A 12,529-nucleotide genomic window follows, 5' to 3' on the forward strand; every position below is an offset into this window, starting at 1 on the left:
GGGCTCTTCTTCCCAACGGAGGGATCAGTCCCAGTTTCTTCCGTTACCCGCCCATTGTGTGCCGGGTACTCACGCGGCCCGCAAGCTGACGCGGTCGGGTCCTCCCAAGGGGCGGATGGCCGCGCTCCTGCCTAGCGTGGCAGCGTGAGCCACCAAGGATCCATCGACCGCAGCGGAGCGCCGCGCGCCGCGCACGGCTGGGGTGAAGCTCTCCTGGCAGTGCTCGCCGGACTCGTGGTCATGGCAGCCACCGCGGCCCTCGGCCTCTGGGCGGCAGGTGCGACCGGTCTCCCCCCGGGTGCGTTCCTGCGTGTCGTCGCGGCCGTCGTGGTGATGGCGGCAGGCGGCTCCGTCTCCCTCTCGGGAAACGCCGGGGAACTGGTCAGGACCCATGCGGAATTCTCGGTGCTTCCGCTGTCCGTGACTCTGGCCGGGGCCCTGGTCATCGCCGCCGGCTTTCTGCGGCCCCTGCGCCACCGGGCGGTCGCGGGCGCACGCGAACTGGCCGGCTGGGCCACCCGGGTGGCGGTGCTGTGGGCGCTGGTCCTGATCGGCCTGTCGCTCCTGGCCCGTCAGAGTTTCGACGTTCCTGTCCAAAATCCGACCGGGGAAGTCATCGGTGGCCTGCTGGGCGCCTCGCCAAAGGTCGGATTCAGGACCGACGTCCCGCTCACCCTGCTCCTCGGTCTGCTCTGGCTGGTCGGCGTCCTTGTCCTGGCTCTCGTCGTGTCGCGCAGTGCCCCGCTCCCGACCCGGCTGCTGCGCTTCCAGGAGTCGGTGCGCCCGGCCGCGTACGCGATGGTGGCGCTGCTGCTCGCGTACGTCGTCCTGGGCGTGATCGTCGGACTCGTCGTCATGGTGACCCGGGGCCACCCGGCCGAGACGGTCGCCGTGATCCTCCTGGGGCTGCCCAACCTCGTCTGGCTCGCGTACACGCTGGGGCTCGGGGCGTCCTGGGAAGGAAAGGTGGACGGACCGTTCGGGCTGCCCATGCCACAGGTGCTGGACTCGGTTCTGCGTACGCCGGACCTCTCCACCCTCAGCGTCTCCACGCTCGCCGACCACGACGGCCGGGCCTGGTGGCTGGTCGTCGTCGCCGCCGTGCTGACCCTGGCCGCCGCCTTTCTCATGGCGGTCCGCTCGCCCGGCCGGATGCGGCCGTGGCAGCACGCCGTACACATGGCGGTGGCGCTCGTCCTCACCGTGCTGACCATCTGTCTCGTCGCCAGGATCTCGGCGCACTACGGTCTGTCGCTGCTGGGCATCGGGGACCTCGGCGGTGGTCTCGGCGGGGAGGTGACACTGCGCCCACGACTGGGATCCGCCCTCATTGTCGCCGTCGCCTGGGGGCTGGTCACCGGCTTCGTCGGCAGTCTGCTCGCCTCAAGGGTCCACCGGCGGGGAGAAGTCCCGGCGGACGGTTGAGGCGGTCACCGACTTCGCGTCCCGTACCAGCCCGGGGAACACGGGCAGTGCCCACCGCGGCGGCGCGGGCGGCGGTTCGGCCCCCGCCCCCGTGGCCCACGCACCGATCCGCATGTCCACCTGCGTCGGCGGATGGTTCTCCCGCACCACGGCCCGCGCCGCACCGCGCAGCGCCGCCACGAACTGCAGACACGAGTCGTACCGGTCGTCCGGACTCTTGGCCAGGGCCTTCGCCAGTACCTCGTCGACGGTGGCCGGGAGATCGGGCCGCCGGCCGGTCAGCGGTGGCGGCGGGTCGAACTGATGGGCCCACAGCAGCGCCATGTCGTCGTCGCGCTGGAAGGGCGGCATACCGGCCATCGTCTCGTACACGACACAGGCCAGGCTGTAGACATCGCATCGGCCGTCCACCGGGCGGCCGGAGATCTGTTCAGGCGCCACATAGTCGAGCGTGCCGACGAACTGGCCCACCGAGGTGAACCCGGTCAGCGACAGCGACTTCTTCGTCAGCCCGAAGTCCGTGAGGTACACATGCTCCGGGTGATCGCTGTCCGTGCCCGCCGCGACCAGTATGTTGCCGGGTTTGACGTCCCGGTGCACCAGATCGTGGTCGTGGGCGGCATCGAGCGCGGACGCCACCTGCGTGGCGATCCGGACCGCCGCCCCGATCGGCAGCGGCCCCTGACGGTCGATGAGGGCGCGCAGGTCCTGCCCGGCGACGTAACGCATCGCGATGTAGAGGATGCCCTCGGTCTCCCCGGCCTCGAAGACCGGCACGATATGCGGATGATCGATCGCGGCGGCCACCCGCGACTCATGGGTGAACCGCTTGCGGAAGGTGTCGTTGCGGGCGAGTTCCGGGGCGAGCAGCTTGAGGGCGACCGTGCGGTCAAGTCGCAGATCCCTGGCCCGGTACACGACGGCCATGCCGCCGCGGCCGATCTCGCCCTCCACCCGGTAGCCGGCGATCTGTCTGCCGAGCAGATCGGACGGGCGGCCCACGGGCAGTGCCGTGTCCTGCCGGGGGTCGGGGGAGTGCGGGGGGCCCGGCGCGGGGGCGGGGCACATCATGCGTCACCCGTCCGGGTGGGTGGATGCGCGGTGTCCGCCCCGGACCGGTCGACGGGCCGCAGGAGCTGCGTCGGCTCGGCATCGGCGGGATCCGCCGGGCGGTACGGGGCCAGCCGCGCGGGGTCGACGATCTGCGTCGGCTCGGGCTCCGGTGCGTGCGCCTCGCCCGCTCCGCCGTCCGTGGGGGCACTGCTCGGCCGACCGGGACCGCCCGAGGCCGCGTACGTACTCAGCTGGGTGCCGTCGCAGTACACCCAGCGCTCGTGCTCGGCGTCGTACAGCCACATCGCCTCGCTGTCGACGACCATGCCCACCCGCAGCCCCTGGGTCCGGCGGTGGAAGGTCTCACCGTCGATCCGGTCCTCGGCGAGCTCCTCCGCGGCGCGCCGGTACTGGGTCAGCGACTCCTGAACCCGCGCCATCAGCGGCCGGGGGTCCGCGGTGCGCGCGAGCGGCTGTCCGGACTCCGGCGGGCCGTGGGGAACGGAGACGAGCAGCCGGCCGTCGACCCATGCCGACCAGCCGTTGGCGCAGAGGATCTGTCCCCAGTCGCCCCGCCGGCCGAGCAGCTGGATGGGAAGCAGCGGGTCAAGCGGCTCGGTGGGCCGGGTCACGTCGGGCCCTTCCCAGGCGGACATCCCGTCCGGGGGGACCACATGTGTGGGGTGGAACTCCGGTGTCGCCATGGGCTCCAGCCTCCGCTACTTCCGCATGATGACGGGCTCGTGCCGGCGGAGCAGCCGCGCCACCACCAGTCCGAAGACGACCGACAGCACCATCAGCATCCCCATGTTCAGCAGCCACGCCGCCGCGGAGTGCTCGAACAGCGGATCCGAGCTCACCTTTCCCGGCACGATCCTGGCGAGCCCGATGGTCCCGCCCATCGCCGCGAGCGCCCACCGGGACGGCACCAGCCACGCCAGCTGCTCCAACCCGGGCACCCCGTGCAGTTTCAGCAGCGCACCGCAGAACACGACCTGGATGATGGCGAGGAGCACCAGCAGCGGCATGGTGACCTCCTCCTTGCGCACCAGCGCGGAGATGAGCAGACCGAGCATCATCGACGTGAACGACAACAGGGCCACGGCCAGCGTGATTTCGACCAGTGGTGACAGGAGAACGCCTTTGCCGCCCGGGGCGTTCAGATCGACGCCCACCAGACCGACCAGGGCCAGAACTACCGCCTGCAGTACCGTGACGATGCCCAGGACAACCACTTTGGACATCAGATACGCCGATCTGGAAAGCCCGACGGCCCGCTCCCGCTGGTAGATCGCCCGCTCCTTGACCAGTTCCCGTACGGCATTGGCGGCGCCGGTCAGCACGCCGCCCACACAGAGGATCAGCAGCGCGTTGATCACCGTGTCCTGGGTCAGCCGGCTGCCGGCCAGGGCCCGGGTCATCGCGCCCATCACGAACGGCAGAGCGATCATGATGGCCAGGAAGGTCCGGTCGGCGCTCAGTGCGGCGGCGTACCGGCGGACCAGCGTCCACAGCTGAGCGCCCCCGCTCCGGGTCTTCGGCGGCGGCGCGACCGGGGCGACCGCGGCGTGCGGCAGCCGGGGCTGCGCGGTGGAGTTCGCGATGTACTGCCGGTGGAACGGGGAGGCGCGGTACTCCGCCGACCATTTCCGGTCCCGGTCGTTCTCGAATGCCTCGAACGCCTCGGGCCAATGCTCGAACCCGAAGAAGGCGAGCGCGTCGTCCGGCGGCCCGTAGTAGGCGGTCTTCCCGCCGGGGGCCAGGACAAGCAGCCGGTCGCAGACATCGAGGCTGAGCACACTGTGCGTGACGACGATGACCGTACGCCCGTCGTCGGCGAGCCCCCGGAGCATATGCATGACCGAGCGGTCCATGCCGGGGTCGAGCCCCGAGGTCGGCTCGTCGAGGAAGAGCAGCGACGGCCTCGTCAGCAGCTCCAGCGCGACGCTGACGCGCTTGCGCTGGCCACCGGAGAGGCTGTGGATCGTCTGTTCCGTCCGCTTTTCCAGACCCAGCTCACGGATCACTTCCGTGACCCTGGCCCGGCGTTCGGACGGAGCCGTGTCGTGCGGGAAGCGGAGCTCGGCGGCGTACCCGAGGGCGCGGCGCACGGTCAGCTGGGAGTGCAGGATGTCGTCCTGTGGGACGAGCCCGATGCGATGGCGCAGCTCGGCGTAGTCGTGGTAGAGGTCGCGGCCGTCGTAAAGGACGCTGCCCTCGTCGGCCGGGCGGAGGCCGGTCAGTGCGTTGAGCAGGGTGGACTTACCTGAGCCGCTCGGGCCCACCACGCCGAGCAGGCACTTCTCGCCCACCGGGAAGGAGACCTGGTCGAGCAACGTCTTGCGGCCCCGGTCCACGGTGACCGCCAGGTCCTGCACATCGAGCGAGACCTCACCGGTGTCGACGAACTCCTGCAGCACGTCGCCGACCAGAGAGAACTCGGAGTGACCGATACCGACGATGTCACCGGCGGCGACCGGGGCGCGGCCGACCAGCTGGCCGTTGAGATACGTCCCGTTGTGCGAGCCGAGGTCGACGATCTCGTATGTGCCGTCCGGATGCGTCCGCAGTTCGGCGTGCCGGTGCGAGACGGTCAGGTCGTCGACGACGAGGTCGTTGTCGGCGCTGCGGCCGATGCGTACGGTGTGGACGGGCCGCGGTCGCACGACGGTCGGCTGCCGGAACGTACTGGTGGCGGCCGGCATGGAGACGGTGGACGGGCGGTCCGCCGGATGCAGCGCGGGGGCCGGGGGTTCCTGACCGACCAGAACGGCGCACGGCCCGTCCGCAGGATGACCGAACCGGATGACGCTGCCGGGTCCTACGCCCGATTCATGGATGCGCCTGCCCCCGGTGTACGTACCGTTCGTGCTGTTCTCGTCCTCCAGGGACCAGTGGTCGGCCACGGGCCGGAGCACCGCATGGTGCCACGAGACCCGGACATCGTCGATGACGATGTCGCTCAGCGGGTCGCGGCCGACGTGATAGTCCCGGCTCGGACTCATCACCGTGGCTCCTGCGTCGGTTTCGAGAATGAGCTCGGGCGCAGTCGACGCGACAGGCCTCTCTGGCATGGTCGAATTCTATCTATTGGTGGGGATATCTGCTCATGGGTGCGCCCCGGGTCGCTCTGTCGGAACATGACGGGCTCACGGGGGCCGGCGCATTTCCCCAGGCCTCAGAGGTAGCCCGACAGCCTCTCACCGGACCCGATCTCCCCGCTGTCGTGGCGCGATGCCCAGTGGCCACGCTGCGGGCGCACGCTCTCGCTTCGAGAGCCGGCAGGGACAAGCCGTCGACCTGACAAGGAAGGAGACCCGTCGCCGAACCGGGTGATGATCACTGAAGCGGACCCGCCTCATGGCACCCGCCTCGTCCTCACCGGAGCAGATCCCCGATGCATCGTTCCCCGGCGGATCACGTCGGCACAGACTGGCCTGATGGCACACGTACATGACGAGCCATCGCCCCGCGGACCCGGCGCTCCACGGTCGCCGACATGCCGCCCGGCGTCCCTCCGGCCTGCGGTATTCGGCTTGTCCCTCGCGCTGGTAGCGGCCTGGCTGCTGCTGGTGACCATGCACGGTGCGCTCCGTGAGGAGCGGGATTTGAGGGCTGCGACGGCTGTCCCGCACCGGCCGGCTCCGGCGACACCCTGCGTACCGTGACGGCACACGTCGACCCGGGTGACGTCACTGCGTCCCGCACATCGGCCACCTCGGCGTCGCAGGAACGCCGCAACAGCACCGTACGAGCCTCACCGGCCTCGATCTGCCCGCATGGGCACGTCGTCCGCTGACCAGGGAGCCGCATCCCGCGCGATGACCGGGCGTCGCACGGAAGGCGGTCTCCCGACGGCTCAGGCGCCCAGTGCCGCCGAGACCACGGCCTTGGCCTCGTCCTGCACCTGGTCGAGGTGATCGGACCCGAGGAACGACTCCGCGTAGATCTTGTAGACGTCCTCGGTGCCCGAGGGGCGGGCGGCGAACCAGGCGTTCTCCGTGGTCACCTTGATGCCGCCGATCGGTGCGCCGTTGCCGGGAGCCGAGGTGAGCACCGCCGTGACCGGTTCGCCGGCCAGCGTGTCGGCCGTGACCTGCTCCGACGAGAGCTTGGCGAGTACCGCCTTCTGCTCACGGTTCGCGGCGGCATCGATGCGGGCGTACGCGGGCTCGCCGAAGCGGGCGGTGAGCCCGGCGTAGTGCTCGGACGGCGACTTCCCCGTCACGGCGAGGATCTCCGAGGCGAGCAGCGACAGAATGATGCCGTCCTTGTCGGTCGTCCACACCGACCCGTCACGGCGCAGGAACGACGCGCCGGCCGACTCCTCGCCGCCGAATCCGAGCGACCCGTCGACCAGACCGTCCACGAACCACTTGAAGCCGACCGGCACCTCGATCAGTTGCCGTCCGAGATCGTCGGCGACCCGGTCGATCATCCCCGACGACACCAGCGTCTTGCCGACGCCCGCCGCGTCCGGCCACTGATCACGGTGCGCGTACAGGTAGTTGATGGCGACGGCGAGATAGTGGTTCGGGTTCATCAGCCCGCCGTCCGGGGTCACGATGCCGTGCCGGTCGGCATCGGCGTCGTTGCCCGTCGCGATTTGATACTGGTCCCGTTGACCGATCAGCGACGCCATCGCGTACGGCGAGGAGCAGTCCATCCGGATCTTGCCGTCCCAGTCCAGCGTCATGAACCGCCAGGTGGGGTCGGTCAGCGGATTGACGACGGTCAGATCGAGCCGGTGCTGCTCGGCGATACGGCCCCAGTACGCGACCGACGCGCCGCCCAGCGGGTCCGCCCCGATCCGGACCCCGGCCCCGCGGATCGCGTCGAGGTCGAGCACGGACGGCAGGTCCGCGACATAGGTGCCGAGGAAGTCGTACGTGGAAGTGGTCGGCGCCGCCAGCGCGCGGACGTACGGCAGCCTCCGTACGTCCTTCATCCCGGCCGCGATGATCTCGTTGGCCCGCTCCTGGATCCAGCCGGTCGCCTCGGACCCGGCCGGGCCGCCGTTCGGCGGGTTGTACTTGAATCCGCCGTCGCCCGGCGGGTTGTGCGACGGAGTGACCACTACGCCGTCGGCGAGCCCCGAGGTACGGCCCCGGTTGTGGGTGAGGATGGCGTGCGACACCGCCGGGGTGGGGGTGTAGCCGTCGGCGGAGTCGATCAGCACCGTCACGTCATTGGCGGCGAACACCTCGATCGCGGTGACCCGTGCGGGCTCGGACAGCGCATGGGTGTCGGATCCGAGGAACAGCGGACCGTCCGTGCCCTGCTGCGCCCGGTACTCGCTGATGGCCTGACTGGTCGCAGCGATGTGGTCCTCGTTGAACGCCGTGGCCGTCGACGTCCCGCGGTGACCCGAGGTGCCGAACGCCACCCGCTGGTCCGGCTCGGCCGGATCGGGATGCAGCGTGTAATACGCCGTCACCAGCCTGGCCACATCGGTCAGGTCCTCCTGACCGGCCTGCTGTCCGGCTCGTTCGTGCGGCATCTGCCTACTCCTCCGTATCGGTCGGTCGTTGCGATCTGCCCGCGGATCAGTTTCCCCGATGGCCGGCGTGGACCGGTGGCTGCCCCGCAGTACGCACCGCCACGGCGGCGGCGTACCCGGCGGGGACCAGCACATCGGTGACCGTCCAGCCCGAGGGGCCGGGCTCCGGCACGGGCCCGGTGCCCAGATGGTCCAGCGAGAGGTCGCGTGCGAGCCCGATCCCCTCGCCCTTCAGATATGCCTCTTTGCGGGTCCACGCCCGGGCGAAGGCGACGGGCCTGTCCTCCGCTCGGAGTTCTGCCAGCTCCCGTACCTCCGCCGGATGCAGCATCGCCCCGACGTCCGCAGCGGCCGTGCCGTTCGGTACCGCCTCCACGTCCACCCCGACCGGCGCGGCGGCGAACGCCAGCAGCGACAGGTCCCGGCTGTGCGACAGGGAGAAATGCAACCCGCCGTCGGTCGCCGGACGGCCGTGCGGACCGCCGCAGGACGGGCACGGCTCACGGACCAGCCGCACCTCGCGCGGTTCGACACCCAGCCGGGCGCCGAGCAGCATCCGCAGCGCCACATGGGCCGTGACATAGCAGCGCCGGTCGGCCGGAGCGACGAATCTCCCAGCACGCCGCTGTTCCCCGGCGTCGAGAACTCCGGGCGCGAGCCGCTCGGCCGCATCACCGTGCCGCACCGCGTCCACGATCCACAGGGCGGGTATCCCGGTGGGCCAGGAGGGCAACACGCCCCCGGCGCCGTCCGCCGGGTCGAACTCGATGGGCTGATGCACCGGTCGGATCATCTCCAATCACCTGGCGAACGCCGTGAGGGACTGTCATCGGCGCGGGGAGCAGTGTCAATTCTATGGAGACCCTGACAGGACCCGGCATGGATTCGTCCACGACGTGAGCAGCTCACCGCGCCCGGGAGGAACGACGTCATGTACCGGTGGGTCGCGCAGGGCTGACCGACCGGCCCGGCGGCCACGTCCCGCATGCACCGGTTCGTACAGGTGCGGACGCGACCTGTTGCGCTGTCCGGATGATCACGCTCAAGGCGGCAGCAGGTCCCGGACGAAGGACAGGTGTCCGCTCTTGTTCGCGCTCGATCCAGGCATTCCAGGAGTCATGCATGCGTTTGCGTACACGATGGGCGTCGGCCGCCCTGCTGCTGCTCGTACCGCTGATCAGCAGCGCCTACGCCGTCGCCGCCGTTCCGGGTGACGGCGGCGTCGTGGTGGAACGTTCCGCGCGGGCCGTTCCGGGGCAGTACATCGTCACCCTTCAGTCCGAGTACTCGGCGTCCTCCGCCATGGAGCAGCTCGGCGTGAAGCCTCTGTTCACGTACAACACTGTGGTGCGCGGTTTCGCCGCCGTGCTCAGCCCCGGTCAGCTGGCCACGGTCCGTTCGTCACCCGGTGTGGCGGCGGTCGAGGAGAACTCCGTGGTCACCGTGAGTGAGCCGCCCGCCGCGCCCGCCGCGCCCGCCGCGTCCGCCGCCGTGCCGTTGCGCTCCGCGCTCACGGCGGCGAGCTGGGGACTGGACCGGATCGACCAGCGGAAGCTTCCGCTCGACCATGCCTACAAGGTGACGGCCACCGGCAGGGGCGTCACGGCGTACGTCGTCGACACCGGAATCGACACCCGGAACGGTGAGTTCGGGGGACGCGCCGTCGTCGGATTCGATGCCGTCTCCGACGGTCACGCCGGTCAGGACTGCCATGGCCACGGCACGCATGTGGCGGGCACGATCGGCGGTGCCACCTATGGAGTCGCCCGATCGGTGTCCCTCGTCTCCGTGCGCGTTCTCAACTGCAAGGGGAATGGGACCGCGGCCGGGATGCTGGCCGGATTCGACTGGGTGGCCGGGCATGCCAAGCAGCCCGCGGTCCTGAACGCGTCCCTCGGCGGCCCGGGGTCCGCGGCGGTCGACGACGCCGTCGACGCCATTGCGGCCCGGGGGACCCTGCCCGTCGTCGCGGCGGGGAACAGTTCGTTGGACGCCTGCACCATCTCCCCGGCCCGCGCGGCGCACGTGGTCACGGTCGCGGCCAGCGACGTTCAGGACCGGCAGACCAGCTTCAGCAACTACGGCCACTGCGTGTCGATGTACGCCCCCGGTTCGGCGATCGTATCGGCGAAGCTCGGCGGTGGCTCCGTGGCCATGAGCGGAACCTCCATGGCCAGCCCCCATGTTGCCGGCGTCGCCGCTCTCTACAAGCAGTGGAAGCCCGCCGCCACGCCGAACGACCTCACTCGCTGGCTTGTCGACCAGTCGACCAAGAACGTTCTGTCGTCCCTGGGCACGGGTTCGCCGAACCGGCTCCTCTACACCGCGGGGCTCTGATCCCGACCCGCTGAAGCCGTCCGACCGGCGGGGTCCGCATCCGCGGCTTGCTGCTGTGCGGCGCACAGTCCTTTCGCTCTCCCGCACGTCCATCGCGTCATGTGCGACGCCATCTGCCGATCGGCGTGGCGCGCTCCGGCGCCGGGCGTGGGACGGAGTCCCCCGGATGCTGTCGCTGCAGGCGCCTCCGCTGACGGGCGAGGGGCGCCGTTCGGTGGAGAGGGCGGCGCTCCGGGCTGTACATCACGAGCCTGAGGCAGCGGATGACGGACGGCCTGGGCCGGCTGTCCGCCGCGCTCGCCGAAGGCAGCGGGGGCGGGGTCAGGTCACCGCCCGCAAGGGCGAGCCGTGGATCAGCCCGCGGCCTGGCTGCGGGGCTGACGGCGGCGCGCGCGGATCGCGGCGGTTCCGGGGCTGCGGCACAGTGGTCGTATGGATGATCTCAACGCCCTCGCCGACGAGCATCTGGCCGCCGCCCGTACGTCCCCGCACGGCCGCAGCGCCCACCTGCTGCTGCGGCAGGAGCCCCTGCGACAGACGGTCATCGCGCTCACCGCGGGCTCGGCCCTCGACGAGCACAACGCGCCACCCGCCGCCTCGCTCCAGGTTCTGCGCGGGGCCGTCCGCCTCACCGCAGCCTCCGGCGACGTGGAAGTGACCGCCGGAGGGCTGCAGCCCATCCCGCACGAGCGGCACGGACTGCTGGCGCTGCAGGACGCGGTGGTGCTGCTGACCGCGGTCAACGACTGACAGCATGCGATACGACGAACGCACTCGCGCCTACGTCGAACGCCGCACCAAGGAAGGACTCTCCAAGAAGGACATCGTGCGCTGCCTCAAGCGATCCGTCGCCCGCGAGGTCTACCGCTCCCTCACCGCCACATCAACGGAACGAATCACTCAAACCGGCCTTTCTCCTGTGGCTTGACGTCTGTAGGAGCATCCTCACCGCGCCCGGACGCGTACCCGCTCCAGCACCCAGAGCACGAAGCTGCCCGCGGCCAGCGAACCGCCCAGGACGCAGATGCCGGTCCAGCCCGCGCGTGACCAGACCACCGAGGCGAGTGCCGCTCCCGCGGCCCCGCCCAGGAAGAAGAGGGTCATGAACCCGGAGTTGATCCGGTTGCGGGCCTCCGGGCGGAGCGCGTAGATCACGTTCTGACTGCTGTTGAGTGCCGCCTGCTGGGCCACGTTCAGCGAAATCACGCCGAGCGCGAGCCACAGCAGCGAGGACTCGCCGGCGAGAAGCAGCAGCCAGGAGAGGGCGAGCAGCGCGGCCGAGGCCCCGGAGACCGTCTGCACACGGCCGCGGTCGCTCAGCCGGGCCGCAACGTTCATGCCCGCCACACCGATGACGCCCACGAGTCCGAAGAGTCCGATCGCGGCCGCGTTCCAGTTGTAGGGCGCCCGGGTCAGCAGAAAAGTCAGCGCGGTCAGCTGCACGCTGTACGAGGCCATGGAGAAGGCGGCGACGGCGGACCGCCAGCGCAGCAGGGGCTCCGTGCGCAGCAGGGAGAGGGTGGAGCGCAGCAGCCCGGCGTAACCCATCGGGGCGGTGTCGTCCGACCGGGGCAGCCGGGGCAGATGGCGATGCAGGAGCACGGCCATGGCCGCCATGAGCAGGGCGTTCACCCAGTACGCAGTCCGCCAGCCGCCGAGCTCCGACAGCGCGCCGGAGGCCAGACGCCCGACCAGGCCGCCCAGCAGGACGCCCGACATGACGAGGCCGACGATCCTGCCGCGTTCAGCCGGAGCCGCGAGAGTCGCCGCGAACGGCACCACAACCTGGGCGCCGACGGAGGTGAGCGCCGTGAGCGCCGTCCCGGCGATCAGCAGGGGGCCGGTGGGGGCACCGGCGGTCAGCAGCAGGAAGAGCGCCGTCAGCGCGAACAGGCCCACCGCCAGCTTTCGGCGCTCCATGACGTCCCCGAGCGGAACCAGCAGGATCAGGCCGAGCGCGTAGCCGCCCTGGGCGGCGGTCACGATCAGCCCCGCCGCCGTGACACCGATGTGCAGATTCGCCTCGATCACGTCGAGGAGCGGCTGCGCGAAGTAGTTGCCCGCGGCCGAGAGTCCGGCCGCGACGGCCATCAGGAGGACGAGCCCGCGGCCGAGGACGGGCGACGCCTCGGGCGGGATCGGCAGAGCCGTGCTGCGCCGTAGCGCCTGTGTGGAGTGAGCCATGCTCCTCAGCCTCGGGGACCGGCCATCCAT

The 12,529-nt window shown here is 70.7% G+C and carries 10 protein-coding genes; 4 read left to right on the forward strand and 6 right to left on the reverse strand.

The window, feature by feature from the left end; translation table 11 throughout:
* The first annotated feature begins 144 nt into the window (after positions 1–144).
* A complete protein-coding gene (locus tag OH809_RS37770; RefSeq protein ID WP_406516112.1) occupies positions 145–1,425 on the forward strand; it encodes a streptophobe family protein in 1,281 nt (426 codons plus the stop codon).
* Here OH809_RS37770 and OH809_RS37775 read toward each other — a convergent pair.
* The 5 genes from OH809_RS37775 to OH809_RS37795 form a co-directional block, all read right to left on the reverse strand.
* Positions 1,384–2,493: a serine/threonine-protein kinase gene (locus OH809_RS37775; RefSeq protein WP_406424753.1), complete on the reverse strand. Its 1,110-nt coding sequence runs from the start codon at positions 2,491–2,493 to the stop codon at positions 1,384–1,386. The two genes, OH809_RS37770 and OH809_RS37775, sit on opposite strands and share 42 nt — an antisense overlap.
* Positions 2,493–3,182, reverse strand: coding sequence for a hypothetical protein (locus OH809_RS37780; RefSeq protein ID WP_406416718.1), 690 nt, complete (start codon positions 3,180–3,182; stop codon positions 2,493–2,495). Before OH809_RS37780 ends, OH809_RS37775 begins: the two co-directional genes overlap by 1 nt.
* Positions 3,183–3,197: 15 nt before the next feature.
* Positions 3,198–5,552 (reverse strand): FHA domain-containing protein, encoded by a 2,355-nt coding sequence (locus OH809_RS37785; RefSeq protein ID WP_406416716.1) that lies wholly within the window; start codon positions 5,550–5,552, stop codon positions 3,198–3,200.
* A gap of 785 nt (positions 5,553–6,337) precedes the next feature.
* Positions 6,338–7,978, reverse strand: a complete 1,641-nt coding sequence (pgm, locus tag OH809_RS37790) for a phosphoglucomutase (alpha-D-glucose-1,6-bisphosphate-dependent) (RefSeq protein WP_406516113.1) — start codon at positions 7,976–7,978, stop codon at positions 6,338–6,340.
* A gap of 46 nt (positions 7,979–8,024) precedes the next feature.
* Positions 8,025–8,759, reverse strand: a complete 735-nt coding sequence (locus OH809_RS37795) for a 4'-phosphopantetheinyl transferase family protein (RefSeq protein ID WP_406416713.1) — start codon at positions 8,757–8,759, stop codon at positions 8,025–8,027.
* A gap of 341 nt (positions 8,760–9,100) precedes the next feature.
* On the opposite strand from OH809_RS37795, the gene OH809_RS37800 reads away from it, so the two are divergent.
* The 3 genes from OH809_RS37800 (at position 9,101) to OH809_RS37810 (ending at position 11,243) form a co-directional block, all read left to right on the forward strand.
* Positions 9,101–10,315 (forward strand): S8 family peptidase, encoded by a 1,215-nt coding sequence (locus tag OH809_RS37800; RefSeq protein ID WP_406416711.1) that lies wholly within the window; start codon positions 9,101–9,103, stop codon positions 10,313–10,315.
* Positions 10,316–10,747: 432 nt separating this feature from the next.
* Positions 10,748–11,065, forward strand: a complete 318-nt coding sequence (locus OH809_RS37805; protein ID WP_266989129.1) for a cupin — start codon at positions 10,748–10,750, stop codon at positions 11,063–11,065.
* A 4-nt stretch (positions 11,066–11,069) separates the two neighbouring features.
* Positions 11,070–11,243 (forward strand): hypothetical protein, encoded by a 174-nt coding sequence (locus OH809_RS37810; RefSeq protein WP_406416709.1) that lies wholly within the window; start codon positions 11,070–11,072, stop codon positions 11,241–11,243.
* A gap of 17 nt (positions 11,244–11,260) precedes the next feature.
* Here OH809_RS37810 and OH809_RS37815 read toward each other — a convergent pair whose 3' ends face one another.
* Positions 11,261–12,499, reverse strand: coding sequence for an MFS transporter (locus tag OH809_RS37815; RefSeq protein WP_406416707.1), 1,239 nt, complete (start codon positions 12,497–12,499; stop codon positions 11,261–11,263).
* Positions 12,500–12,529: the final 30 nt, after the last annotated feature.

The organism is Streptomyces sp. NBC_00873 (genome assembly GCF_045207415.1).
Lineage (GTDB): Bacteria > Actinomycetota > Actinomycetes > Streptomycetales > Streptomycetaceae > Streptomyces.

Bases quoted from the DNA above. Each gene is read 5' to 3' on its own strand.
- OH809_RS37800 (WP_406416711.1), top strand. From the start codon at position 9,101: ATGCGTTTGCGTACACGATGGGCGTCGGCCGCCCTGCTGCTGCTCGTA.
- OH809_RS37785 (WP_406416716.1), bottom strand. From the start codon at position 5,552: ATGCCAGAGAGGCCTGTCGCGTCGACTGCGCCCGAGCTCATTCTCGAA.
- pgm (WP_406516113.1), bottom strand. From the start codon at position 7,978: ATGCCGCACGAACGAGCCGGACAGCAGGCCGGTCAGGAGGACCTGACC.
- OH809_RS37780 (WP_406416718.1), bottom strand. From the start codon at position 3,182: ATGGCGACACCGGAGTTCCACCCCACACATGTGGTCCCCCCGGACGGG.
- OH809_RS37815 (WP_406416707.1), bottom strand. From the start codon at position 12,499: ATGGCTCACTCCACACAGGCGCTACGGCGCAGCACGGCTCTGCCGATC.
- OH809_RS37810 (WP_406416709.1), top strand. From the start codon at position 11,070: ATGCGATACGACGAACGCACTCGCGCCTACGTCGAACGCCGCACCAAG.
- OH809_RS37805 (WP_266989129.1), top strand. From the start codon at position 10,748: ATGGATGATCTCAACGCCCTCGCCGACGAGCATCTGGCCGCCGCCCGT.
- OH809_RS37775 (WP_406424753.1), bottom strand. From the start codon at position 2,493: ATGTGCCCCGCCCCCGCGCCGGGCCCCCCGCACTCCCCCGACCCCCGG.